A 25,152-nucleotide genomic window follows, 5' to 3' on the forward strand; every position below is an offset into this window, starting at 1 on the left:
TTCACTTAAAAGGTTCAACATTTGGATGATACTGGTAGATAATCAATAAAATGACTAAACTACCAGTCATAAAATAATAAACTTATCAATTCTATTGAGTATTCAATAGTTTGTACTAAATGGATTTTTTAACTCTACTAAGACGTTTTTTTAAATAGTTTAGAAGGTGTAAATAGATGTGTCTTAATTTGATCTGCTTGAATTTTTCTAAAAATGGTTTGATAGGTATTAAATTTTGAAACACGTTTATCATCTGTATTTGAATAATCCATAACATTGTCTGTAAAACCTTGATGAAATCTCATTTCATTATCATGAAATGTATGTAATAAGCCTAATGTATGGTTTAATTCATGTGCTATTACTTCGATGTAGGGTGGGGCATCGGCAAATATAACGACAGATTTTCCCCATTCTATATCTTTTGTTCTGTAAAGAGGCTCTATTTCAGGTTCTCGTTTAAAAAGTCGAGTATCAGCCTCAAAACTTGCAGATCCTTCAAGGACTGATCCAGGCTCAATCATTGTCATAACATCTTTTTTCAGGACAGGATCATAAACCATCTGATAAATAGGCTCATATCTCATTGCGATCGGTGCAAAAAAGACATATCTATGGGATTCATACGATGAATTTATGGGTAATAATTTAAAGTTTTTTCTCTCATATAACTTCAATAATTCCGCTTTAAATTTTTCACTATTATCCTCAACTAAATAAGTGACTTCTCCCTCTGCTGTATCTTTTTTATGAAATTCATTCACTGGAACGTAGAGCTGGTCTGGATCTCCAATTTTAGTTTCATCTTCGATTTTGATTTTATCTGACCACCATTTTTGTACAAATGCCTGAACTTCTGAATCAGTTTTAGCAAGGCGATCTAAATCAAATACTTCTTTTCTAACCACATCTGCGATCATTAAACATTGGTTAAATATTCTATTTTTTAATTCCCATTCATAATTTTTCGGCTTTTCTAAAATTTTTCCATTTACTTTGACATCAACCATAACTAATTTAATCACATAGATTTCTTTATTCTTAGCGACTAAAAGCATACCCACATTTTGTATTTTTCCAGACTTTTTTGCTTGTACCAGAATATATTCATTTTGGCTCAATGTGTCTCCTGAACAAATAATATTAATGGCTTTTTTCTTTTTATAAGAAAAACGTCTTTGTGTTGCTAACTGTTCTGCAATTCGAACAGAGTTGATAAAATTTGCCAGAGGTTCTTCAACCATTTGAGCTTGTTGATCTTTTCCAAACGTTGAAATTTTTAGACATGAATTTGAAGATTTAAAAACTAGGATAGTGCCATCATCAGCTAAAGGATTTTTATCATCATCTGGACTTTGATGAATCTCTAAATCAAGATTGGCGCCTTGACTATTGATTTGATCGCTGCCTAATGTTCCAGGACAGTTTGTTGCAAAAATGGATAGCCAAGCGGGTAGATAAAGACCTTTATTGATAAATACGCCCCTACCACCATCAAATTGATGGTTAAGCATACGTCGCACAACATTATCATAATCTTTAATTACGGTATCTTTTTTATTTTCATCAGTGTCGATAATTGTTAATGGATATATATATTCATCACGAACCCAATCAAAACCAAATTCACCATTATAATCTGCTGCAACAGGCTCCCCAATTTTATAAGGACGTCTAAAGTGTACAAAGAAATTTCTTAAGCACGTTTGGCATACACTACCTTTTTCTGGGCTTGATTCGATGCGCATCATTTTTATTATGACTCCAATTATCTAAGGCTTTTTATATATTCATGTTAAACAAGATAGTAATTTAAAAAAAATTAAGTGACAAAGGTGTAAAAATTGTTTGTCATTTTGTTTTTAAGACAAACTTTAATGACCGCATTGATTCATATTTTATTCTGATATTCTCAATGACATGGGCATTTGATTTTCTTCCAGATTTTTATTCTATTATAGTTGTTCTCATACATCCATTGAACTTTAAGCTAGGTGATAAAAGGTGAGAGAATGTTCATTAAACATCTGACTTAGGAGAATCGGCGCTAGAGAATAACGATCTACAAAAAGAATAGAATTAACTTAATTTGCCAAAACCTTATTATGCTAAGATATTGAAAATACATAGCAATCTAAGCTTATGCGCGCTTTTCCTATCCAATACAGACTGAGTGGATTTTATTTTTGGTATTATTCAATCGTCGGAACTTTTTTACCGTATTGGAGTTTATACCTTCAAGATCAAGGATTTAACTATAAAGAGATAGGCTTATTATCTTCCATTGCGATATTAACACGAATATTTGCGCCTTTTATCTGGGGATTTATTGCAGATAAAACAGGGAAGCGAATGCTTCTAGTCCGCATTGCAACATGGATGGAAGCGACAATTTGGTTTCTGATTTTTATTATTCCCAATAATATGCAATCAATTGCGTTGCTTATGCTGATCTTTAGCTTTTTTCAAAATGCAATTCTGGCACAATTCGAAGGAGTGACTTTATTTTGGCTTGGAAATAAACATACAGCAGAATATGGGAAAATAAGGAAGTGGGGGTCTATTGGATTTATTGTAGGTGTATTTAGTATAGGGGCAATACTTGACGTTATTGATGTTAAATATTTACCTATCATGCTGTTATGTATCGCATTTAGTGCTTTTATTTGGTCATTTTCAATTAAAGAACCGAGTTCTGCTCCAAGTGCCCAAAAAATACTAGAACCTTTATTGCCGATCATTAAAAGACCTGTTGTGCTCGCATTCTTTACAATTGAATTTATTATGCTTTTTGCACAAGCACCATTTTACAGCTTTTATAGTAATTACTTAAAACTCGCTGGATTTAATACCACACAAATTGGCTTTTTGTGGGCTGTTGGCGTCATTGCTGAAATTATGATGTTTAATTACGCCAATTTTTTTCTTAGCCGCTTTTCATGGCGAAGTTTAGTGGCTTTATGTTTGGTCATGACCAGTATTCGTTTTATATTAGCTGGTCTATTTTCCGAAAGTTTCTTGCTTCAATTCATTTCGCAGAGCTTTCATGCCTTCAGCTTTGGGCTATTTCATATCATAGCAATGCGAGTCATTCTACAAAACTTTGCTGCACAGCAACAAGGCAGAGGGCAAGCTTTATATAGCACAATGTGGGGACTTGGTGTTGCTTCAGGAAGTATTCTGGCTGGGCATTATTGGGAACAATTAACAGGAGCATATATTTTTATTATTGCAGGGCTGTCAGCCTTGTTTGGATTATTTTTGATTCAATTCTTACCTAAAACTTTGCAAGCGACATCAAAGTGAATGAATCTCTTTTATAATAAAGAGAACCATTCACTTAAAATGTTAGCCAAGTAAATGTACAATGATGTTAGCCATAAAAGGTCCAACCAATACCATAAAAATACCTGCTAAAACCATAGTTAAACTTGCGATAACACCTTCATCTTTGTGACGCATATATGCTTTACTGGCACCAAATCCATGCGCTGCATTGCCTAAAGAAGCGCCTTGAGCGAAACTTGATTTAAGCTTTAAGCAACCTAAAACCAAATCTCCAATCAGCATACCTGTAACCCCAGTGATCATGGTAAATAAAATCACCAGTTCAACTGAACCTCCGATATGAGTACTCAGTTCCATGGCAAATGGTGTGGAAATTGACCGCGCCATTAAACTATAGGTGGTCGTTTGATCGAAGTTAAATAACTTGGCTAGATAAAAAGCACTGATCATTCCTGCAAGCATTCCTATGACAACACCCATCGAAATCGAAATAAGATGTGCCTTGATAATCTGGCGATATTCAAAAATTGGAATCGCAAAAGCCACAGTTGCAGGTCCAAGCATCCAGATAATCCATTGACTATCCAGCATATAGGCATCATAAGAAATATGAGTAGTCAGTAAAATCGTAATTAAAACAATGGGAACAAGTATTGCGGGTGATAAAACAAGATATGGAAACTTTTGATAAAGTCTTTTAACCAATATATAAGCAACCAATGTTAGTACAACACAAAAAATTGAAATAATGGACATTATTTATCTCCATGAACCAGTTGTGTTGTTTTAACTGTGGCTCGCTGGCTTAGTTTTTTCTCTAACTTAAAGCCAAGATGAACACTATATGCAGTGAAGATCATCACGCAAATTGTGCCTAATACAACGACGACAATAAGTTGCCATCCTTCAGTCATAAATAAGTCTTTGTATCGCATCAAACCGATAAAACATGGGATAAAAAATAGGACCAATTCACCTAATATAAAATCTGAACCTGATTTGATCCAATTCAATTTAAATATACCTGTCATTAATCCAAATAAAACCATAAACAAACCAATAACAGCCGCAGAGATTGGCAAATTAAATTGTTTTTGAATTATTGAACCCATCCACCAAATCAAGATTAAAAGCCCAATTTGTAAGATGACTTTGTAAATTGATGAGAATGAATGGTGTTGAGTATGTGTAGACATTTACAGGCAGATATTTTCAAGAGATGTGTTATTTTAGTTGCAAATATTGCAGCATATTATGAATAATTAAACCATAATTATGCGTATTTGGAATAATTAATGGATATCAAAAACCTTAAAATTTTTGTGGAAATCGTTCATTGTGAAAGCTTTACGCTTGCTGCTGACCGACTGTTTATGACTCAACCAACAATTAGTAAATCAATCAAACATTTAGAAGAAGAACTTGGCACGGCATTATTTAAAAAGGGAGAAGCTGGCAGAAAAAGGGAAGTCGTACTTACCTATATTGGTGAATTAATTTATCAACATGCTTTAAATATTTTAAGTGAACAAAAACTAATTTTTGATAATATTGATCAGGTTCAAGATTTAAAAAAAGGTAAATTAACCATAGGCTTGCCACCATTAGGTTCAGTTTTACTCAGCCCATTGATTGCCTTATTTCATCAAAATTATCCAGATATTCAACTGAAATTTCTTGAGGTTGGAGCTAATGCAATTGAAGAAGCTATTGCAGCAAAAAGCATTGATGTAGGCATTTTATTGGGAAATTTAAGACCAAGTTTTGCTGCAATTCCTGTGATAGATTCGCCAATGTGTCTATTGGCTAAGAAAAGTTCACATTGGAATCAAAAAAATACTGTGAATCTAAATGAACTTAAAGAAGAAAAATTTTTACTTTATGCTGATTCATTTACTTTAAACAAAATGATTATTCAGGCTGCGAACTCCGTAGGTTTTGAACCCAAAGTTGTTTGTAAAAGCAGTCAATGGGACTTTATTACCAAGATGGTAGAGTTCAATATGGGGATTGCAATTTTACCTAAAATTTACTGTGACCAGTTAGATCCGCAAAAGTTTTGCTCAGCCATACTCAATGAACCTAAATTACATTGGACACTGAGTATGGCTTGGAATATTACAGTAGCGATGAGTCCTGCAACCAAAGCATGGTTGAATATCGTTGAAATGAACCGGGAGAAAATTCATTTTTAATGGGGCATATTTTACGTTAGGTTATACGACGTATTGATTTTCAATGGTTCAAACAAATTTTAGGTGTGGTATGGAATTTACATTAAAAGAATTAAATCAAATTTATTTATTTTTACTTAATCGTCCTGAAGATTCGGCTGTTAAGTTGATGAAGAAGATCGAGTCCAAATATAAGTTTTGTTGGATGTGTCAGGAGTTGGTGTTGCCTGAAAAATTTGAAGCTCATGAACAAGCGCATTTAAAGCGTTTTAGTAAATAAATAAGAACCATGTATATCAAATCTTTAATACATGTAATTTCGCATAATGTATATTATGTTAAATCCGATACCAAAGGCTGTGGCTACACAACGCTATTGTTGCCACAGATCGTCAACGTGAATCCTGATAATTTTAATTCACGTTTACTTACTTAAAGTTGTTAAATAATTTTTGATCATACCATTTACCAAATTGAAAACTACTCTCGGGAAGCTGTTTAATCAATTCCTCACACTCATTAAACATTTTTTTCATTTCATTTTTAACATCAATATTAAATGATTCAAGGTCTTCTAGCTCTGTTCCCCTATGAATTACATCAATTAAGCTTTTTGAATATTTGTTATCTTTTAATAGGTTAATCATATATGGAGCATATAAAAAGTACTCAGCTTCATGAATAGTTATATAATCATTTTTTAAAGAATGTAGAATTCCAAGATTCACCAGTAAAATGAACTTTTGTAAATCAGTTTTTCCGAATTGATCAGAACTATTCAATTAACATTACTCCAATCTTTTTTGTATTTTTAATGATTATTCATCAAAATATCTATTTTTATATACAATTATCACTATTAATTAAGTCATTCTGAAGTCGCATAACTCCATCTTACTCTAAATAACATAGTCTAAGACTACATGCCATGCAACCGTGATGATTCAAAAAATAGAAATTTTTTTTACTAACATTTTTTATAAAGATAAGATTTGATCATTTCATTTGCTTGTATGTCTAATAATTCATCAGCTACCCAAAATACAAAAGACTGATCTTGGACAAACACTTTTTTCTTTATATATGTTGTCACCAAGTTAGATGAAGCATTCTTCACTTTAAAAGATTTTTTATAATTTACTTTTCCAAGCAGCTTACTGCCATTCCAAGGTCCACCGATACAAAAGTTCATAGTATTTTTTATCAATTATTCATGTAATAAAAGTAATGTATTTTGTTTAATTTTTAACTAATACTTTGGTCTAAGCATCCAATAAACCTCTGAAAAGAGGTTTATTTACTTCATATTTTAAGGAATAGAAAATTTTAGCGGCTGATCTTTTTGCTGTAAAGGTATATTATTTTGCTTTAAAATTTGCTGTTGGTAGTCTTGCTCTGAAATCACTCCCCTATTTCTTGCCTGTTGAATAGATTTTAATTGTTGCTCATAAGTATGTGCGCTCAAAGCCTGAGTGTCATTGTTTTTAAGTAGATATTGAGATCTTTCAAATGGACTCATATTTGAAGTATTGGCGCGATTTTCATTTATTCGGAGTACATTTGCATCACGTTGATTGATCTGATCTTTTTCTTGCTGTCTTGAAAGCTCAAAAAAATCAACTTGGTTATCATTGTTATTTTCATGTTGCGTTTCATTTTGCAGAAACACATAAGACAGAGGCTTCTTAAAGATATCTTCAGCACTATACACTGAACATGCAATTATTGATGTTATTAAAACAGTTAAGAGTTTGTTCATCATAGATGTAAAATTTCAAATAAAAAAAGCAATCTTTATATTTTATAATGTCGCTATCATATTTTCAAAGCTTAAAAAAATTAACTGGAATAACAATTATTTGTATAAATTTATCACAGATTTAGACTGCATAAAAACTCACACTGAGTGAGTTTTTATTTGTTGAATTTTCATTAATCATAGAAAATTACCACGGATACTGATTAAAAATAATCTAAAGCTAACACCAAAAAGAATAGAATAATGGATAAAATTAAATATGTATTGATGTTATGAAAGCTCTTAAAATAGTCTAACATTCGTTATCTCCCATAAGAATTTAATAAAATGCTACACGGGTGATCATTTTTTAAAAGTTCAGGAAAACAAAACTAGACAAAAAAATACTCAATGAAATTCACTAATCGACTGATGAAACATTCATATAGATGTGATTGATAACTATGCTAACTTACAGCACTCTATTTTTACTGAAAAAACAACAATTTGATCAAGTGTTTATTCTAGAGTGCATTAACTAATGACCATTAAACGATAAATTTAAATTCAAATTTTCCTTGATAATCAATTTGATCCAAATAATCTTTAATTTCATGAGCGATATTTCTAAATACTTCTAAAACATCGCTGGGTGGATCTATTAGCACTTCTATTTTAAAATTTTCATCATCTTTTTTTGTATGGTGTATATATGTACCATCACAACTCATTTTTAACGTCAGATAATCTTCAATTGTGTCAGTAAACTGTTGTGTGACTAACTCAATTTTTGAAAACTTGTGCATTTGTGTTCTTTCCTCAATCTTATTTCGCGATCTGATAAAGAATCTCGTTTAGAGTCCTTTTGGGCTATAAGATCGATCTGTTATAGAGACGATGGCGCTTAAGCTACGAGTCTCTATATCGTATTTTTTAGATATATTAATTTAAAATTAGCTAAACAATCAACTTAAAATTTTAAAAGAATTATACCAATTTGAGATTTTGTATGACTTAATCAGCATTTTGTTCGTTTTTTTCTATTTAATTCTTATTTTTAATCTATATTGATGAAACCAAATTAACTGATTGAAAGCTGTAATTATTATTAAATTTAACCATCTGAGTAACGATCAAGTATTCGATGATTTAAAAATTTTTTCAACAATATGCTCATGCGTAGGGATGAGCCCAGCTTTTAATCCAAGGGGTTTAAACACTTTATCAACAACAGATTGAGTAAGTTTTCCTTTATCTTGCTCGATATCGCTCAGTGTACGTCGACTAATACCGACCAGTGTTGCATATTGTTCTTGTGACATACTTAATAGATTTTTCCGAAGATAAGCCAACAATTGCCCCATGCTTATTTCATTCATTAAGTACTTTGTATACAAATCAATCAGAACTTGCTGGCGATCTTGTGGTTGTTTTTTAATATTCATAAAAGTTCCCATCGCTTTAATTTAGCTTCAATGTAGTCGAATGAGAGTACAGGCATTTCAATGATCTGTTTGGGTATGCCCTTGTCTATTAATCTTTGTTTGAGTCCAAGCAATTTATTCGCCAATGATTTTAGCGTCTCTAAAGATATATCAGGATCACACCACGGCGCCAATTTCTGTGAAATTTGAATCCATTGGTATTCACCACCTTCTTCATAAGGACTTCCCCATGTTGTTGACCTAATCACATGCTCTGGGTCTGCTTTCATAGGAGCAAAATCATAAATCGGAGAAAGAAAAACATTTCCAGTCTTTTTTAAAAATGAAGTATTACGCCCATGATTATCTGAATTACCAAAAATGATATTAAGTAAATCTCGTTGTAGCCACTCGCAAACAAATTGAGTCGAATTAAACTTAGTATCTATGGTTTTAAATAAAATACAAAGACTGTCAATCACTTCAAAATGATTAAGATGACTCCCTGCTGACTTATTTAAAATTGAATACACTGATTCGAGTCCATATCGATGCCATCGTTGATCACACCATTCAGTATCAAATCTTGGCAACCACAATGAAGGATACCTTTCACCTTCAATAAGCCGCATATTGGCAGTATCAATTGTACTAAAACCCAGTTCATTGAATTCACGGTAATAATAATATTCAGCTTTTAGAATGTTACAGTCAATTTCACTGCGATTATTTCTCGGAAATTTAACCAAGTAATGCTGATCAGGAGTATCAAAGCTTTGTTGATAAGTATCAATCCAGACTTTTTGATCCGCTGTGTTACGCACAAGCAGTTTTGGTGCTTCACCACCTGCACCGGTTGCTCCTCCGCTGATAGCTCCCATTTGCTGTGCATACTCTAAAAAATCTGCATTACGATCAGCAACATCTGCCGTACTAAATTTGCGTAAATGTAAAGTGGACTCAAGATTTATGGGAGGAATTGATTCTTTAATTCGTAAATTTCCAACAGGTGCAATCACTCCTTTTTCTAATAAAATACTGTCTTGTTCTGCATGTGAGAATTTTTGTAAGTTCAGATAGTTAATCCAATAACGTCGTGCAGCACCTGAAGGAATAATATCATCTAAAAAGCCAAACCATGTTTTGGCTTCATGTTTAATAATCAGTTGCACTGGAAGCGATAAACTACAAGCATGTTCATCGCTTTTGTCTAAATATGAAATGGCGTATTCAATTTGGTACTCTAGTTCACAGGGACTCGCCGATCCCTTTTCAGGATCTAATATTTTAAGTTCTGCTATATCTAACCAGTGCGTATCAAATAATGCCTGTATTGTAAATTTCTTCATAAATAGAAATGAGCAATAATTTGCTCAAAATTAACTTGAAAAATTATAAATGTGAATATATTTGCTCATTTATTCAAATTTAAAAGATTTTCGTGCAAATTTTTGCTCAAAAACATACTGAATACCGCCATTATTTTTTGAACTTAGCCTCAAAATTTCAAACTAATCTTGTGGGTGAAGTACATCCAAAGACACTTTAATTCGATCTAATACCACAGTTGTTTTAAACCATTCAACATTCGAATTGCAATGAAATAGCTCATCACACAGTGCTTGAAATCGACTCATACTAGGAACAAGAAGGATTAAGATAAAATCTGCCTCACCTGTCACATAGTAACATTGTTGTACTTCTGGTCTAGAAAAGCTTTGTTTTAATAGATCAAGATCAGCTATATGGGTTTTATTGACATGAACCTCGACCATGATCGTGATCACTTGATTGAGCTTATCGGGATCTAAAATTGCGGTGTGTCCAGTAATATAGCCATGCTCTCGTAATTTCTGAATACGGCGCTGTACAGATGCAGTGGATAAATGTACAGCATCTGCCAATTCACGTAAGGGCGTTAAGCAGTCCTTTTGCAAGTGCATGAGTAACGCATAATCAAACTTGTCTAAGATCATATCAATTGATTGAGTGTCGTGAGAAATTTTCTCATTTATAATAGAAATTTTTAGCAAATTTATCAATCAAGTTGAAATAAAATATCGTTTTCACATTCAAATCACTCAGATGTCACAGCAATCCAATACCGCTTTAGGTATCACTCTCAATGTCATCGCTTCAATACTGTTTGCAATTATGTTTGCCTACACCTCCTTATTGGGTGCATTAGAGGGAAATGAAATATATGGTTGGCGAATTTTACTTACCTTACCCTGTTTGACACTTTTCATTATTGCTCAGGGAAATTGGTCACAGGTCAGGCATATTTATAAACGTTTATTCAAAGAGCCTTATTTTATATTGACTCGTCTGATTTCTTCATTTTTGATCGGATTGCAACTTTGGTTATTTATGTGGGCGCCTCAGCATGGATATGGATTAGATGTTTCCCTCGGTTACTTCATGATGCCGATCACTATGGTTATTTTGGGAAGAGTTGCGTTTAAAGATAAAATGTCAGGTTGGCAAAAGTTATCCTGTCTTTTTGCAATATTCGGCGTGATTCATATGTTGTTTGTATCAACAACCCTTACATGGCCAACACTACTGATTTGTTTGGGCTACCCAATTTATTTTTGGCTAAGGCAGAAAACCAATACCAATAATATTGGCGGCGTTTGGTTCGATATGATACTCAGTCTGCCTTTGAGTATTTTCTTTATTCTCAAAGGTGGTGTTTTAACAGGTGCTTTAGGTTCGCCTTCTTATACATTGTCGTTAATTTTAGGGCTAGGCTTAATCAGCGCACTCGCATTAGGATTTCAGTCTCTTTCAGCACCACACTTGAATTTGAGTTTATTTGGACTTTTGGTCTATGTTGAACCTGTTTTGCTATTTTTTGTTGCAATCATATTCGGTGAGACAATTCATGCAACTGAATGGCCAACCTATATCGCGATTTGGGTGGCAGTCTGTGTATTGGTTATTGAAGGTCTCATAAGTCTAAAGAAAAAAAGCAGTACTCAAGTATAATTTATATATTCGTCTTTTTGCTATTGAGATTGTAGAGTTCGTTCAGGCTCATTTTTTATAGTAGAACCCATCTGCTGAATCTACAGGATTCAGCAGATGCTTAGCTGTATAAGTCTATCTTTACAAGTTGTTGATTACAGCATCCAATCAATTAAATTGGGGCTTTCTTTTTTCCATAAAAGCAGCCACACCTTCTTTATAATTGTCTGAATGTCCGGCAATACGCTGAAATTGACGTTCTAGTTGCAATTGATCCGCTAAAGTATTCTGTGGTGCATGATTGAATGCTTGTTTAATCAGTGAAATTGAATTGCTGGGTTGGTTTGCTAATCTTTCGGCAAGTTCAATGACATTCTGCTCGAAAGCTTCATCCTCATAAACCTCCCAAATCAAGCCCCAATTTAAAGCCTGCTGTGCAGATAATTGATCGCCTAACATCGCCAAACCTTTGGCTCTGGCTAATCCGACTAGATGGGGTAAATGCCAAGTTCCACCTGCATCAGGAACCAACCCAACTTTGCAAAATGACTGTATGAATCTCGCTGACTGCTTAGCCACCACCATATCGCAGGACAAAGCCAGATTTGCGCCTGCTCCAGCAGCTACCCCATTTACCGCAGCAATGACAGGTTTGGACATCTGAGTAATTTTCAAGATCAAAGGGTTATAAAATTTTTCCAAGGCTGCGCCTGCATCATAGTCTGGAGCACTAATCACCTCTTTACTTCTTGTTGTTAAATCCTGTCCTGCACAAAATCCTTTACCTGCTCCTGAAATCACGATGGTATGAATATCTTGACTAAAGGACCATTGGTCTAACATTAAAATAATTTCTTGATGCATCTGTTCGTTAAAACTATTTAGTACTTCTGGTCGGTTTAAGGTTAAGTAACCTACTTTATTGTGCTGACGAACTAAAATATGTTGGAAATTCATTGATCTCTACCCATTCAAATATATATGACGTAATTTTGCTTAAAATGCAAAATCATCAGGATCGAGTTGCATAACGGCTTTCGCACCTGATTGGATCGAAGCAGCATGGCTTTTGGTACGATGAAGTAGTTTTTCAAAGAAAAATTGAGCAGTGGCTAATTTGGCACGATAAAATTTTTCTTCTTGTGTTCCATCATTTAACTTTTGCTCTGCGACTTGCGCCATACGAGCCCAAAGGTAAGCAAATACGACATAGCTTGAAAAGTACAGATAATCGACTGAGGCAGCACCAATTTCTTCTGGATTTTGCTGGGCTTGAACCGAGATATGCTGAGTGATGGACAACCATTGTTGTTTCAATTCAGTCAAAGTTGTTATATAGGTTACAAGTGCAGGATTTGATTGATGGGTTGCAATAAATTGATCAATCAGATCAATCATATTGTTTAACAGTTTTCCTTCAGACTTTAATACTTTGCGTGCCAATAAGTCTAATGATTGAATCTCTGTTGTACCTTCATACAAAGTAGAAATACGTGCATCACGAGCAATTTGTTCCATGCCATGTTCGACAATAAATCCATGTCCACCAAAGATCTGTACACCATGTTTAGCAGACTCATTACCAGATTCGGTTAAAAAAGCTTTGGCAATAGGCTTCAAAAAAGCCAGTAATTCATCTGAGTGTATCTTTTGCTCTGGATTGTGAGTGTTTTCAACAATATCGACATGTTGCGCTAAGAAATATGCCAGTGCACGCCCTCCTTCAGAAAATGCTTTTTGAGTCATTAACATTGAACGTACTGCAGGATGTACGATGATTGGATCCGCATTTTTTTCTGGGTATTTTGCACCAGTCAAAGCACGCATGGCTAAACGTTCCTTAGCGTAGTTCAAGGCACCTTGAAATGAAATTTCAGAGGCTGCAAGTCCTTGTACTGCTGTACCAATACGTGCGGTATTCATAAAGGTGAACATGCAATTTAAACCTCGGTTTTCAGGTCCAATTAAAAAACCTTTTGCCCCATCAAAATTCAACACACAAGTTGCATTACCATGAATTCCCATTTTATGTTCAATCGCACTACAAATGACTTTATTTCGATCTTGGAGATTGCCAGAATCATCTACTTTAAATTTGGGTACGATAAATAGTGAAATTCCTTTCGTTCCAGCGGGTGCTTGAGGAAGACGAGCGAGAACGATATGGACAATGTTTTCTGCCAAATCATGTTCCCCAGCAGATATAAAGATTTTCTCGCCAGTAATGGCATAACTTCCATCCACATTCGGTTCAGCTTTAGTGCGAATCAATCCCAAATCTGAGCCAGCATGTGACTCGGTTAGGCACATGGTTCCAGTCCAAATTCCACTGATCAATTTGGATAAATAGATTTGCTTATGTTGTTCTGTTCCATGATGCTCAATCGTACGCATTGCGCCATGCGATAAGCCTGGATACATTGCCCAAGCCCAATTCGCACCACATAACATTTCTGAAATTGCAATCCTTAATAACGTAGGTAAACCTTGTCCACCGTATTCAGGATCAGCTGTAAGTGAGGTAAATCCTAACGCTGTATATTTTTGATAAGCCTCTTTAAAGCCTTTCGGTGTTGTTACTTTGCCATGATCAAATAGGCAACCTTGCTGATCGCCATTTTGATTGATAGGTGCAAGTTCATTTTCACAAAAGTCTGCACCAGCCTGTAAATATTGGTTGATCAATTCACGACTCAGTTCATTCTGATCATTCAAAAATTGCTGATAAGTTTCTTCTGTATTCAACATTTCATGAAGTACAAACTGCATATCACGTAATGGTGCTTTATATAAAGGCATACGTTATTCCTTTTTCAATTGCGCTTCCTATGCTTGCTATAGGGAAAAGCGATTTCCTTTGAATGAACTTTATTCTCGAATGAATTAAAAATATCAAATAAATTTCATATTGCAAAATTTATTTTCATTATTTTGGTATAAAACCAAATTATCAACTACGTGTATATGTTTGGATTTTGATTAATTCATTGTATTTAAATAGTTTATTTAAATTTTAAATTAAAATTGCTTTAATGATATTATAAATTTAATTTTGTATTGCAAAATAACATTCCGTAAATTTAAAATTTATAGTATGTTAATGCTATCGCTTAACATTGCAAGGAAGATTTATGGATAGCCCTCAATACACTGGTCTTGAGTTCCTAACTGCTTTAAAGAATGGAGAAATTTCAGCATCTCCGATGGCACATACCATTCCGATGCAGTTAGTTGAAGTTGCTAAAGGAAAAGCAACGTATAAGGTTACGCCAAGTCAAGCACATCGAAATATACAAGGGACAATCCATGGTGGTTTTTGTGCAACCGCTTTAGATACAGCAACAGGAAGTGCCGCCCATACATTACTTGAACATGGCGTTGGTTATGGCACGATAGACCTGAACGTAAAAATGATTCGCCCCATGCAAATAGATACAACCTATTATGCACAAGCAGAATTGATTAATGCAGGACGTAATATCATCACCACTGAAGGAAAAATTATCGATGACCATGGCAAAATTTATGCATTTGCAACAGCAACATTGATGGTCATACGTAAGTAAGGCTTTAAATAAATACCTTAAGTAGCATTTGCTTTAAGCTCCTGATGGAGCTTAATTTTTGATCTGTTGTTTTTTCATCGTGTAAAAGTCAATCCGGTCTATCGCCAAGCTCACTAATGCCATAGTAAAGCCCAATATCACACATGCCACCCATCCCCAATGTTTCCAAGCATAAACTGCGACAAAAGAACCTAATGCAGCACCACCAAAATACAAGGTCATATAGATAGAATTAATCCGAGAACGTGCCTGTGCCGAAATGCGATAGACCAAATTCTGATTGAGAACATGAAATGCAGATAAGCCAAAATAAGCTAAAATGACGCCAAATGCATAAGCAAATAAAGAGCGTTGTGCAAAAAATAGTGGAATCCATGCAATCAACAGCAATGACATACAAATGATAGCAACTTTATTCTCTAAGCCTTTGGCGATTTGTTTTCCAGCCCAAGGCGTTGCGAAAACTCCTGCTAAACCCACTATGCCAAATAAACCAATTTGAAAATCGTTAAAATAATAAGGTGCATTGGCAAGAATAAACGTCATGGTGGTAAAGATCAGCGCTAAAATACCAAAACCAATCCCACCCGCTATGCCACGGCGAATTAAATGCGGTTGGTCAACAGCCAAAGTAAATAATGAGCGATAAATCTGTAAAACAGTGAGTTGATGTGACTTTCGAGCGAGAGGTAACTTGATCCACATTACCATAGCGAAAGCTAAAATGACGATGCCACTCAGTAAATATACGGCATGCCAAGACCATATGGTGGATAGTAGACCTGCGATTGATCGTGCCAATAGGATACCGAGAAACAACCCACTCATCAGTGTTCCAACCACCTGAGGGCTTTTTTTCGGACTAGCTAGACCTGCTGCAAAGGGAACCAAGACTTGTGTGGTGATTGAGAAAAAGGTCGCCAAAAAGGTAAAGCCATACAATGTGTGTAAGGATTGACTGAAAGAGAGTCCAATTTGTGCAAAACCTGTGCAACACATCAGCAAACAAATGTAGCTCCGTTTTTCAAAAAAATCACCAAGTGGTACTAAAACGAATAGACCAACTGCATAAGAGAGTTGGCCGATAACAATAGTGAATGCGACTTGTTCAACATGAACCTGCAAGGCATTGGCAATAGAATAAATCAAAGGTTGATTATAATAGTTTGAACCTGCACAAATTCCACAAGCCATAGCCATGATGAAAATAAAGCTTTTTGACAAGATTTGTGTTGTTTCAGGTCGAACTACGCTTTGCATTGCCTTAACCTCACCTGTAGTTAAAATTTATACATCGACACAAAATTAATGCGAGACACATCCGCTGTTCTTCCATCAAACACTTCCCGTTTGCCTTGGTGATATTCCATGCCAATATCAATTTGTTCCGCAGGCGAATAGAACAGGTTTGCTGCATAATCTGTCAGACGTTTGTTTGCATCAGGGTTAAGTTTTGCATAGGCTGAATCATCATCAAAAGCAAAAATAGAGGCTGACAAATTGGCACGCCATTGTGGATTAAATTTATAGGAATAGCCGACATTTAGACTATTGAGCTTATTCATTAGTAATTCATTTTTTTCTGTATTTAACGAAAAATCACCTGCTGCATTCAAGTTAGTCGCATTTGTTAAACCACTCTGGGTGATGTAAGGCATGAATTTTTGATCACCTACAATATATTGATAATTGGCTTGGAGGGATTGTTGTGGTGTCAGTTGGTATTTTAATCCAGCACCGAGTCCCCAACTTACTTTCTTGACCGTATCTTTTGCGACATCGACAGACTTTTCATTGATAAAACCTTGAGCTAAAGCAGTCAAAGCCCCTTGTTTAACCGTATAGCGACTGGTCAATGTCGGGAATGCTGAAACTCGAGATCCTGTATATTCCAATGCAACTTTTAAATCGCTGTTTCCGTTTACTTTCCAATCGTAACGCACTTGAGGCGTACGGGTATAGGATGTTCCCATAAACTGGGTATAGTCCACGGATTCTGTTCGAGTTTCCATATTTGACATCAATGACCAAGTTTGACCAAAGGTCCAGTCTTTATACGTAAAGAAAGCATGACGAATACGGAACTTACCATCACCCGTTCCCATATTTGAACTGTCAAAAAAATCTGCTTCAATATTTCCTGTAACAGCCTTATCTGGACTATTGAAATACACGCCTATTCGACTGGCATTGATCATGGAATCCGAACGAGCATGATCAGAACGTTTGTCACTTTCAAATGGGGTGCGGTTCAAACTATTTGTGGTTCTTCCCCCAGTGTCAGGTGACGACTTGAAATCAACTGCTGCATCCAGTCGAGCAATCCCATAGACTTTGACATTATCTGTCCATGTCACCCATGAAGGTGCGATGGGTTTTGCGCTTTCATCGGTCTTATTTTTTTCTACATTTTCTTCAATTTTTGCTTGCTGGACTTGCAAGTTATTTTGCGCGCTTTTTTGTGCTTCCAGTTCTGCTTTCAGTTTTTGCAACTCAGCTTCTAATACATTAATTCGTTGTTCTGCTGTGTTCGGAGAATTTGCAAAAATAGTCCCTGAAGCCACAGCACAAGCTGTAGCTAAAATTAATTTTTTCATCTTTTAATCCTTAAAGAAGCGTTTTTCCATATAGGTCAATTAATTGACACGGGCATCTATCAGTGGGCAACCCGTTAGTGCTTGTAATTCATCAAAACTCAGTCCTTGAACGACTTCTGTGACATAAGCCTTGTGATCTTTCAGTTCGATAATGCATAAATCAGTGTATATACGATTGACACATTGTTCTCCAGTCATTGGATAGCTGAGTGTATTGACGATTTTTGCTTCGCCATGTTTGGTCACATGTTCCATATAGACATAAATTGATTTTGCACCCACCGCCAAATCCATCGCACCACCGACTGCTGGTACATCATCTACTTTTCCTGTATGCCAATTGGCAAGATCGCCATTCACCGCAACTTGAAATGCACCAATCACACAAATATCAAGATGACCACCACGCATAATGTCAAAGGAATCACCATGATGCATGAAACAGCCACCATCTAATAATGTGACTAACTCCTTTCCTGCATTGACTAAGTCTTGATCTTCTTCATCTGCTTTTGGCGGAGGCCCAAAAGCCAAAACACCATTTTCTGAATGCAGGAAGATTTCTTTATCTTGAGGTAAATACTTGGCCACATTGGTCGGTAAGCCAATACCTAAATTGACATAAGAACCTTCGGGAATATCCAAAGCAATCAATTGAGCGATATCTTCACGTGAACGTTTTTGAATTGACATTAGATATCTCCTACTTTAACGACATGCTGTACAAAAATTCCGGGGGTAATAATGCATTCGGGATCAAGACTCCCCAACTCAACAGTATGATTGACTTGAACGATTGTTGTTTTTGCAGCCTTTGCCATAATCGGACCAAAGTTCCGTGCAGCTTTACGATAGGTCAAATTGCCCCAACGATCTGCTTGATCTGCATAAATCAAAGCAAAATCGGCTTCAAGTGGATACTCAAGTACATAGTTTCGACCATGAATCGTTCTGGTTTCTTTACCTTCTGCGACTTTTGTGCCATAGCCTGTAGGTGTAAATATGGCACCGAGACCTGCACCTGCCGCCTGTATCCGACAGGCTAAATTACCTTGAGGCACCAGTTCCAATTCTATTTTTCCTGCACGATATAAATCTTGAAAAACGCTAGAACCGGCTGACTTTGGAAAAGAGCAGATCATTTTTCTGACACAACCTGCAATGATAAGTTGGGTTAAACCACGATCACCAGAAGCAGCATTGTTATTCACGATGGTTAGCTCTTTTTTACCTAAATCAATCAAGGCTTCAATGAGTTCTGCTGGCTGACCTGTGACACCAAAACCACTGGTCATGATGGTTGCACCATCGGGAATTGCCTTTAAAATGGGTTCAATATCACTGGTGATTTTATTGATCATTTCCCTTGTCCCTGTATATGCTTGAATTCAACTGGCAGCTTAAACATCACTCTGCCTTTTGTGGATTAAATAGTCTGTCTTTGATAAATAACAATGGAATTACCCCACAGATAAAGTAAGCACCTGCCATGACCAACAGTCCTAAGCCAATCGAACCATTTTGTGACAGAAAACCAATCGTGAGTGGTGAAAAAATCGAAAGCACTTTACCAATGTTATATGCCCCGCCTACAGCAGAACCGCGGATGGAGGTAGGAAAACTTTCCGTCATATAAGTGGCATTAATGGCATACGGTATGCCGTATAAGAAACCAAAGAACAACATGAGCCATAGAATATTTGCTGGCGTATTCAGATAAACAATCACGGGAATAAACAGCGCAGTACCAATTGTCCCAAAGGCAAACACAGCACGGCGACCCAATTTATCGGCAATAATTCCTGCAATGATCTTAGCGAACATCATGATCAAGAAAGTACCTACCATATACATGGCCATTTCTTTAAACTTGATTCCTAGATCTGACTCTAAATAGGCAGGCAACCAATTACTTACGCCGTAGTAGCCAAATTGCAAAGCACCTGTACTGAGAATCCATAACACAAACATAGTGCCATGTTTTTTATCACGTAAGATTTCCCAATATGGATTTTGACGTTTAACCGCTTGTGTACTTTGAGGCGTAACCAGCATTTTTAATTGGCGTGCTTTTTTCCATGACTCCGGCTCAGGAACAATAAAATGCATCAGTACAGATAATATAATCGGTGTAATAGCGAGCCAGTAAAGAAAGCGCCAACCATGTTCTGGAATAATATGACCCGCCAACAATGTGGCAAGTAAAGAACCGAGGGTATAACCCGTCATCAGTGTTGCTAAAACAGTTGAACGGTGTTTAGTTGGCACCATCTCAGACATTAAAATATTGCAGGCGATATAGAGTGCCCCCAAGCCCATTGCTCCAACTGTTCTCAAGATGGCAAATTGCATATAAGAATGGGTAAAACCCAATGCACAAGTGAGCACTGAAGAAAAAGCGATGAAAAATACAATAATTCTGACTCGACCAAACCGATCACAAGCCCAACCGCCAATTAAACCGCCTACGGCTGAACCGAGTAGTGTTAAACTCCCCAATGTACCAGCTTGTACACCGGTCAGATGAAATTCAGTTTTTAAACTGGTCAAACTCAAGGCTAAAAAGCCTAAATCTGCGCCGTCGCATAACAATGTAAAAAATGCAAATATAAATGCAGTAATCCAAATCTTCTTAGGCGTTTGAATGGCTTCTCCAGCATCCAATTGACCACCATTATTTTGTGTAACAGTTTCCGTTGTCATGTCCATATCCTCAGAAAGAATATGAGGCATCCCCTGCCTCAAGCGATGTATGCTTTATTAAGTTGTTGCTTCCCGAATCATATTTTTTGCAATAATCAATTGTTGAACCTGCGTAGTTCCTTCATATAAACGGAATAAACGTACATCACGATAAAAACGTTCAATTGCGTATTCACTGATATAGCCCGCACCACCATGAATTTGCACACAGCGGTCTGCAACTCGACCACACATTTCAGTGGCAAACATTTTGCTACAAGAGGCTTCTGTACTAATGTTTTCACCACGATCACGGCGACGTGCAGCATCAAGGACCATGCATTTCGCTGCATAAATTTCTGCTTTTGAATCTGCAAGCATGGCTTGAATCAATTGAAAGTTAGCAATGGGCTGACCAAATTGCTTGCGCTCAATGGCATAGTGCAATGCATCATTTAACATCCGTTCAGCGATGCCCACACTATAAGCACCAATATGTAAGCGCCCTTTGTCTAGGACTTTCATTGCAGTTTTAAAGCCTATGCCTTCCACACCACCGATTAAAGCAGATGCGGGAACTCGACAATTTTCAAAAATTACATCACAAGTATGAGAACCTTTTTGTCCCATCTTTTGATCAATTTTTCCTAAACTTATCCCAGGGGTATTGGCTTCGACTAAAAAAGCAGAAATGCCATTTGCACCTTTGATTTCGGGGTTTGTTCGCGCCATAACTGTAAAAGTTGAAGCATGAGGAGCATTGGTAATAAAGCGTTTTGTGCCATTGAGAATATAAAAATCACCCTCTTTAACTGCACTGGTTTTTAAAGAGGCTGCATCTGAACCTGCTTCAGGTTCGGTCAAACAAAACGAACCAATAATTTCTCCACTGGCGTAGCGAGGAAGGTATTTTTGTTTTTGCTCTTCTGTACCATCGATTAAAATAGCACTTGAACCGATACCATTATTGGTACCAATGAGTGAGCGAAAAGCTGGAGAGGTTTGTCCAAGTGCAAATGCAACATTAACTTCTTCTTCCATGGTAATCCCTAAACCACCATATTGCTCTGGAATGGTGAGTCCAAATAAACCAAGCTCGCGCATTTGTTGCACAATATCTTCTGGTATTTTGTCTTGCTCAGCCACTTCATTTTCACGTGGAATCAATTCATTTTTTACAAAATCACCAATTGTCGTCAGTAATTGCTGCAACATCCCTTCATCACGAATCATCTATGATCTCCTTTCTTGTATCTATTTTCGGTGAATTACGCCCAACGACGATATCCTGCATCGGGCTGGATTTTTAATCTTATTGACTATGAATGTGTTTCATAATAAGAGATTAAAAATGAAAAATTCAAGCTTTTTTGAAAATTAATTTCGTTTAACGAAATTTTATAATTGACGATTATTAAATATCAATCACTTAGATAAATAGTCAACCACTTAAATTTTCATAGAGACAAATAATGCTTGAAATAAATTTCAAAATAAGCATTATTAAAGAAATATAGTTTTGATATGCGAAACAAGGAATTCATAAATGAGTGAAATCACAGGGAACAATTTCATCGAAGTTGATTATGGTTTTCAAAATATAGCAATCATTAAGATCAATCGTCCAGAAGCTAAAAATGCGTTGAACACTGAAGTACGTAAACAACTGGCTCAAGTATTTACTGAATTAAGTTTCGACGATCAGATCCATGCCATTGTATTAACAGGCGGTGATGAGGTGTTTGCAGCGGGTGCTGACTTAAAAGAAATGGCAACAGCAACATCGACAGAAATGCTTTTGCGACATACAGAGCGCTATTGGAGCGCCATTGCCCAATGCCCTAAACCTGTGATTGCTGCAGTAAATGGCTATGCATTAGGTGGTGGTTGTGAACTGGCAATGCATAGCGACATCATTATTGCCGGCAAAGGTGCAATTTTCGGGCAACCCGAAATTAAGGTGGGCTTGATGCCAGGCGCTGGTGGTACACAACGCTTATTCCGTGCTGTAGGTAAGTTTCATGCGATGCGAATGATTATGACGGGTACAATGGTAAAGGCGGAAGAAGCTTATATCATTGGATTGGTTTCTCAAGTGACTGAAGATGATCAAACCATTCCCACTGCGATTCAAATGGCTCAAAGTCTCGCAAAAATGCCACCAATTGCCCTGCAGCAAATTAAAGAAGTTGCATTGATGAGCGAAGATGTTCCTTTAAATGCAGGGCTATGCTTAGAGCGCAAATCGTTCCAATTGCTGTTTTCAACTGAAGATAAAAACGAAGGTATTCAAGCTTTTATTGAAAAGCGTAAACCATCATACCAAGGCAAATAACCTTCACCGATCAACAACGTGGAATAAAAATGGCAAGAAAAGTATTGATTAGCGCGGGCGGTGCTGGAATTGGGCGTCATATTGCAGAAGCATTTTTAAATCAACAAGATGATGTCTATGTTTGTGATATGAATGCAGACAGCTTAACTCAATTTCAGCAAGCGTATCCTAGCCTTCATATTTATCAGTGTGATCTATCGAAACATGATCAAATCAAAAACATGTTCAATGATGCGACAGAAAAACTGGGACATATCGACATATTGGTTAACAATACTGGGATTTCGGGTCCAACTGTAGCAGCAGAAGAACTGAGTTTTCATGATTGGAATACTGTATTGAACCTAAATTTAACCAGTACTTTTCTGCTTACCCAATTTGCTATTCCTTATCTAAAACGTGCTAAGTCTGGTGTCATTATCAATATGTCATCCATCGCTGGACGTTTAGGCTATCCCTATCGGTTAGCCTATTCAACATCAAAATGGGGACTGATTGGTTTTACCAAGACATTGTCAATGGAACTTGGTCCAGACAATATTCGGGTAAATGCCATACTTCCTGGTGCCGTAGATGGTGAGCGTGTACAACGTGTGCTGCAAGCACGTGCAGATCTGACCCATAGCACCTTAGATGCTGTCACTCAAAATGCACTCAAAAACCAATCACTCAAATATTTTGTCAATCCTAAACACATTGCTGACTTATGCCTATTTTTAGCTTCAGAGAGTGGTCGTTCGATTTCAGGACAAATTTTACCTATAGATGGTGATAAGCAATGTCTGAGTTAAAAACTCAAATTTTACGCGTTTTATTTTTGAATATAGATCAGTTATCAGGATGATCACATGACTTATGATATTAAAAGCTTGGCTGTAATCGGTGTGGGCATTATGGGCAGTGGTATTGCTCAAATCGCAGCACAATCAGGTCATACAACTTATTTATATGACACAAAAGATGGGGCTGCGCTACAGGCTAAAGAAAAGCTTGCAGCAACATTTCAAAAATTAGTCGAAAAAAATAAAATCACTGTTGAACAAGCTGAAAGTGCCAACCAACATTTAATTGTTGCGCAACAACTTGAAGACTTAAAATCTTGCGATCTTGTTATAGAAGCGATCGTTGAACGTCTAGACATTAAACAAGGTTTAATGCAGCAACTTGAACAAATCGTTTCAGATACCACCATATTAGCTTCAAATACCTCATCGCTGTCTATCACGGCAATTGCTGCAAACTGTAAACTGCCTGAACGTGTTGTCGGCTTTCATTTCTTTAATCCTGTTCCACTGATGAAAGTTGTCGAAGTTATCCAAGGGTTAAAAACAGATCCACAGATCATTGAAGCACTTTGTCAGTTATCTCATGCATTTGGTCATCGCCCTGTAATTGCCAAAGATACTCCGGGATTTATCATTAACCATGCTGGGCGAGCATATGGAACAGAAGCATTAAAAATTTTAAATGAAAATGTTTCAGATATTAGTGAAATTGACCGCATTTTACGAGATGGTGTGGGTTTCAGAATGGGTCCCTTCGAGCTCATGGATTTAACTGGGCTTGATGTATCACATCCAGTAATGGAATCGATTTACCATCAATATTACGAAGAAGCACGCTATAAACCCAATCCTTTAACCAAACAAATGCTCGAAGCTAAACAACTTGGGCGAAAAGTCAAACAAGGTTTTTATAGCTATGCAACAGGTAGCAAAAGCGGTGAAAAACCAGCACAGTATGTCGAAGCATTAACAAAGTATCCGAGCGTATGGATTGCAGCAGACTTTGCTGAGGATAAACAACGCATCGAGGATTATCTCATCCAGCACAATATTTCTTTGGATACGGGCGAACATCCGCAGGCGGAAAGTTTATGTCTAGTGGCTTGTTATGGTGAAGATACCACACAAACAATCAAACGGCTTCACTTAAACCCTGAGCATACAGTAGCAATCGACCTGCTATATGGTATCGAAAAACATCGAACACTGATGCCATCGCTACGAACAACATCTGAGTACCGTCAGGCTGCCCATTCTATCTTTAACTTAGATGGCGCAATGGTCAGTATGATCAATGAAAGTATTGGTTTTGTTGCACAACGTGTTTTAGCCATGGTGATCAATCTGGGTTGTGATATTGCCCAGCAAAATATCGCATCAGTTGATGATATTAATGCTGCTGTTCGTTTAGGGCTCGGGTATCCATTTGGTCCAATTGAATGGGGTGATCAGATTGGAAGCGATAAAATCTTACTGATCCTCAACCGTATATCTGCCTTGACCTATGACCCACGTTATCGTCCTAGCCCATGGCTACAGCGTCGTGTCGCATTAAACTTACCACTTACTTTTAATTCTGAATATTGAAAAGGA

Annotated in this window: 26 protein-coding genes; 8 read left to right on the forward strand and 18 right to left on the reverse strand. The window is 36.5% G+C overall.

Features of this window, described 5'->3' with window-relative positions:
- Nucleotides 1-137 precede the first annotated feature (137 nt).
- Nucleotides 138-1,751, reverse strand: coding sequence for a hypothetical protein (locus AC1Z3T_RS05845; protein WP_483396536.1), 1,614 nt, complete (start codon nt 1,749-1,751; stop codon nt 138-140).
- A 391-nt stretch (nt 1,752-2,142) separates the two neighbouring features.
- Between AC1Z3T_RS05845 and AC1Z3T_RS05850 the strand changes: the two genes are divergently transcribed.
- Nucleotides 2,143-3,306 (forward strand): MFS transporter, encoded by a 1,164-nt coding sequence (locus AC1Z3T_RS05850; RefSeq protein WP_100885226.1) that lies wholly within the window; start codon nt 2,143-2,145, stop codon nt 3,304-3,306.
- Nucleotides 3,307-3,348: 42 nt separating this feature from the next.
- Here the strand turns inward: AC1Z3T_RS05850 and AC1Z3T_RS05855 are convergent, their stop codons facing one another.
- Together AC1Z3T_RS05855 and AC1Z3T_RS05860 are read right to left on the reverse strand one after the other, a co-directional pair.
- Entirely contained in the window at nt 3,349-4,044 is a 696-nt protein-coding gene (locus AC1Z3T_RS05855) for an LrgB family protein (protein WP_009586300.1), read from the reverse strand.
- A complete protein-coding gene (locus AC1Z3T_RS05860) occupies nt 4,044-4,484 on the reverse strand; it encodes a CidA/LrgA family protein (RefSeq protein WP_004830792.1) in 441 nt (146 codons plus the stop codon). Before AC1Z3T_RS05860 ends, AC1Z3T_RS05855 begins: the two co-directional genes overlap by 1 nt.
- 99 nt (nt 4,485-4,583) lie before the next feature.
- Between AC1Z3T_RS05860 and AC1Z3T_RS05865 the strand changes: the two genes are divergently transcribed.
- Both AC1Z3T_RS05865 and AC1Z3T_RS05870 read left to right on the forward strand, forming a co-directional pair.
- Nucleotides 4,584-5,483 carry a LysR family transcriptional regulator gene (locus AC1Z3T_RS05865; RefSeq protein WP_004830791.1) on the forward strand — a complete coding sequence of 300 codons (900 nt, stop codon included), beginning with the start codon at nt 4,584-4,586 and terminating at the stop codon, nt 5,481-5,483.
- 70 nt (nt 5,484-5,553) lie between these two features.
- Nucleotides 5,554-5,742 carry a hypothetical protein gene (locus AC1Z3T_RS05870; RefSeq protein WP_004830790.1) on the forward strand — a complete coding sequence of 63 codons (189 nt, stop codon included), beginning with the start codon at nt 5,554-5,556 and terminating at the stop codon, nt 5,740-5,742.
- Nucleotides 5,743-5,890: 148 nt separating this feature from the next.
- Here AC1Z3T_RS05870 and AC1Z3T_RS05875 read toward each other — a convergent pair whose 3' ends face one another.
- From AC1Z3T_RS05875 to AC1Z3T_RS05905, 7 genes are all read right to left on the reverse strand, one after another.
- Nucleotides 5,891-6,244, reverse strand: a complete 354-nt coding sequence (locus AC1Z3T_RS05875; RefSeq protein WP_042086410.1) for a DUF3969 family protein — start codon at nt 6,242-6,244, stop codon at nt 5,891-5,893.
- A 185-nt stretch (nt 6,245-6,429) separates the two neighbouring features.
- Entirely contained in the window at nt 6,430-6,654 is a 225-nt protein-coding gene (locus AC1Z3T_RS05880) for a hypothetical protein (protein ID WP_004830777.1), read from the reverse strand.
- Between the two features lie 117 nt (nt 6,655-6,771).
- Nucleotides 6,772-7,224 (reverse strand): hypothetical protein, encoded by a 453-nt coding sequence (locus AC1Z3T_RS05885; protein ID WP_100885227.1) that lies wholly within the window; start codon nt 7,222-7,224, stop codon nt 6,772-6,774.
- Between the two features lie 524 nt (nt 7,225-7,748).
- The gene (locus AC1Z3T_RS05890) at nt 7,749-8,006 is read right to left on the reverse strand and encodes a hypothetical protein (RefSeq protein WP_004830774.1); all 258 of its coding nucleotides are present in this window, start codon (nt 8,004-8,006) and stop codon (nt 7,749-7,751) included.
- Between the two features lie 327 nt (nt 8,007-8,333).
- A complete protein-coding gene (locus AC1Z3T_RS05895) occupies nt 8,334-8,645 on the reverse strand; it encodes a helix-turn-helix transcriptional regulator (protein WP_004830773.1) in 312 nt (103 codons plus the stop codon).
- Nucleotides 8,642-9,973, reverse strand: coding sequence for a type II toxin-antitoxin system HipA family toxin (locus AC1Z3T_RS05900; protein ID WP_100885228.1), 1,332 nt, complete (start codon nt 9,971-9,973; stop codon nt 8,642-8,644). The genes AC1Z3T_RS05895 and AC1Z3T_RS05900 overlap by 4 nt, the downstream gene beginning before the upstream one ends.
- 162 nt (nt 9,974-10,135) lie before the next feature.
- A complete protein-coding gene (locus AC1Z3T_RS05905) occupies nt 10,136-10,600 on the reverse strand; it encodes an Lrp/AsnC family transcriptional regulator (RefSeq protein WP_100885229.1) in 465 nt (154 codons plus the stop codon).
- 109 nt (nt 10,601-10,709) lie between these two features.
- Between AC1Z3T_RS05905 and rarD the strand changes: the two genes are divergently transcribed.
- Nucleotides 10,710-11,615: an EamA family transporter RarD gene (rarD, locus tag AC1Z3T_RS05910; RefSeq protein ID WP_100885230.1), complete on the forward strand. Its 906-nt coding sequence runs from the start codon at nt 10,710-10,712 to the stop codon at nt 11,613-11,615.
- A 147-nt stretch (nt 11,616-11,762) separates the two neighbouring features.
- On the opposite strand, the gene paaG is transcribed toward rarD, so the two are convergent.
- Nucleotides 11,763-12,551, reverse strand: a complete 789-nt coding sequence (gene paaG / locus AC1Z3T_RS05915) for a 2-(1,2-epoxy-1,2-dihydrophenyl)acetyl-CoA isomerase PaaG (RefSeq protein WP_100885231.1) — start codon at nt 12,549-12,551, stop codon at nt 11,763-11,765.
- 39 nt (nt 12,552-12,590) lie between these two features.
- Nucleotides 12,591-14,393 carry an acyl-CoA dehydrogenase C-terminal domain-containing protein gene (locus AC1Z3T_RS05920; RefSeq protein WP_483396537.1) on the reverse strand — a complete coding sequence of 601 codons (1,803 nt, stop codon included), beginning with the start codon at nt 14,391-14,393 and terminating at the stop codon, nt 12,591-12,593.
- Between the two features lie 317 nt (nt 14,394-14,710).
- Here AC1Z3T_RS05920 and AC1Z3T_RS05925 point away from each other — a divergent pair, with 317 nt between their 5' ends.
- Complete coding sequence (locus tag AC1Z3T_RS05925) at nt 14,711-15,160, forward strand: PaaI family thioesterase (RefSeq protein WP_100885233.1); 450 nt, start codon at nt 14,711-14,713, stop codon at nt 15,158-15,160.
- A gap of 51 nt (nt 15,161-15,211) precedes the next feature.
- Here the strand turns inward: AC1Z3T_RS05925 and AC1Z3T_RS05930 are convergent, their stop codons facing one another.
- The 6 genes from AC1Z3T_RS05930 to AC1Z3T_RS05955 are packed head-to-tail and all read right to left on the reverse strand — an operon-like array spanning nt 15,212 to nt 21,672.
- On the reverse strand, nt 15,212-16,420 hold the full coding sequence (locus AC1Z3T_RS05930; RefSeq protein WP_100885234.1) for an MFS transporter: 1,209 nt from the start codon (nt 16,418-16,420) through the stop codon (nt 15,212-15,214).
- Nucleotides 16,421-16,440: 20 nt separating this feature from the next.
- Nucleotides 16,441-17,757: an outer membrane trimeric porin-like protein DcaP gene (gene dcaP / locus AC1Z3T_RS05935; protein WP_100885235.1), complete on the reverse strand. Its 1,317-nt coding sequence runs from the start codon at nt 17,755-17,757 to the stop codon at nt 16,441-16,443.
- 39 nt (nt 17,758-17,796) lie between these two features.
- Complete coding sequence (locus AC1Z3T_RS05940; protein WP_042088109.1) at nt 17,797-18,450, reverse strand: 3-oxoacid CoA-transferase subunit B; 654 nt, start codon at nt 18,448-18,450, stop codon at nt 17,797-17,799.
- Nucleotides 18,450-19,118, reverse strand: coding sequence for a 3-oxoacid CoA-transferase subunit A (locus AC1Z3T_RS05945; protein WP_100885236.1), 669 nt, complete (start codon nt 19,116-19,118; stop codon nt 18,450-18,452). The genes AC1Z3T_RS05940 and AC1Z3T_RS05945 overlap by 1 nt, the downstream gene beginning before the upstream one ends.
- A 46-nt stretch (nt 19,119-19,164) precedes the next feature.
- The gene (locus AC1Z3T_RS05950) at nt 19,165-20,460 is read right to left on the reverse strand and encodes an MFS transporter (RefSeq protein WP_213065026.1); all 1,296 of its coding nucleotides are present in this window, start codon (nt 20,458-20,460) and stop codon (nt 19,165-19,167) included.
- 57 nt (nt 20,461-20,517) lie between these two features.
- Complete coding sequence (locus AC1Z3T_RS05955) at nt 20,518-21,672, reverse strand: acyl-CoA dehydrogenase family protein (RefSeq protein ID WP_100885238.1); 1,155 nt, start codon at nt 21,670-21,672, stop codon at nt 20,518-20,520.
- A 313-nt stretch (nt 21,673-21,985) separates the two neighbouring features.
- On the opposite strand from AC1Z3T_RS05955, the gene AC1Z3T_RS05960 reads away from it, so the two are divergent.
- Genes AC1Z3T_RS05960 through AC1Z3T_RS05970 form a run of 3 tightly spaced genes read left to right on the forward strand, consistent with a single transcriptional unit; the run spans nt 21,986 to nt 25,146 of the window.
- On the forward strand, nt 21,986-22,774 hold the full coding sequence (locus AC1Z3T_RS05960) for an enoyl-CoA hydratase (RefSeq protein ID WP_100885239.1): 789 nt from the start codon (nt 21,986-21,988) through the stop codon (nt 22,772-22,774).
- A gap of 29 nt (nt 22,775-22,803) precedes the next feature.
- Nucleotides 22,804-23,565: an SDR family oxidoreductase gene (locus AC1Z3T_RS05965; protein ID WP_100885240.1), complete on the forward strand. Its 762-nt coding sequence runs from the start codon at nt 22,804-22,806 to the stop codon at nt 23,563-23,565.
- Nucleotides 23,566-23,622: 57 nt separating this feature from the next.
- Entirely contained in the window at nt 23,623-25,146 is a 1,524-nt protein-coding gene (locus AC1Z3T_RS05970) for a 3-hydroxyacyl-CoA dehydrogenase (RefSeq protein ID WP_004830755.1), read from the forward strand.
- Nucleotides 25,147-25,152: the final 6 nt, after the last annotated feature.

Source organism: Acinetobacter sp. B-6, from assembly GCF_056930735.1.